General features: G+C 47.3%; 1 protein-coding gene. It reads left to right on the forward strand.

What is annotated here, in order from left to right:
* Positions 1-85 precede the first annotated feature (85 nt).
* A partial coding sequence (locus tag CVN76_RS04960) for an NAD(P)/FAD-dependent oxidoreductase (protein ID WP_100530491.1) occupies positions 86-1,143 on the forward strand: 1,058 nt, incomplete at its 3' end.

Consider the following 1,143-nt stretch of genomic DNA (forward strand, 5'->3'; position numbering starts at 1 on the left):
CTTCAAAAAACAAGCGTATAAAAAGTGATTTTGGGTATGGTAATAAATGGACAATTCACTATTGGAGAGTAATGGAGGTAATTACATGACTGAGAAAAATACAGATCTTCCTCAATTCCCGGAACCTTTTTGGCGTAATGCATTGGATTTTCCCTCATTTGCTAAGTTGGATTCGGATATCACCACCGATATCTTAATCGTGGGCGGCGGAATTACCGGAATCACTTCTGCTTACCTTCTAGCGAAACAGGGGGTAAAGGTCACACTCATTGATGCAGGCAAAATCCTGAATGGAACGACAGGACACACGACAGCGAAAATCACGGCCCAGCATGGCCTCATTTACGATCAATTGATTACGGACCATGGAGCAGAGAAGGCCAAGCTTTATTATGAAGCGAATGCTGAAGGAATGCAGCTCATCAAAGACCTGGTCGCCGAACATTCCATCGACTGTGACCTGACCGCACAGGATGCCTATGTTTACGCGAATACGGATGAATATAAAAACAAAATCCAAAAAGAACTGAAAGCCTATCAAAAGCTTGGCATCAGGGGTGACTACACCGATGAAATCCCGTTCTCCATCCCTTGCAAAGCTGCCGTGATCATGAAGGATCAAGCCCAGTTTCACCCGTTGAAATATTTAACGGCGCTGATTTCCACAATCCAGGAGGCTGGCGGCACAATCCACGAATATACAACGGCAATGAAAATTGAAGACGGCGATCCACCGACCGTCTTGACCGATACGGGACATAGCATCAAAAGCAAGCAAGTAATCGTTGCTTCCCACTTCCCTTTCAATGATGAAACGGGCCTATATTTCGCCCGTGTGCATGTAAAAAGGTCGTATGTACTGGCAATCAGGACCGAGAAGGAGTATCCCGGCGGCATGTATTATTGTGCCGACAGCCCTTCACGCTCCCTCCGCTACACGGAAGGTGAAGATGGCGAGAAGCTGATCCTTGTCGGCGGCGATGGCCATAAAACGGGGCAGGGAGTCTCGACGATCGAGCATTATGAAGCTTTGAAAGACTTCAGCTCGAACTATTTCGATGTTACGGATATTCCTTATCGCTGGTCGGCACAGGATATCGTGACACCGGATAAGATTCCCTTCGTCGGTCCGGTGACCCCCAA

Source organism: Bacillus sp. mrc49 (assembly GCF_002803435.1).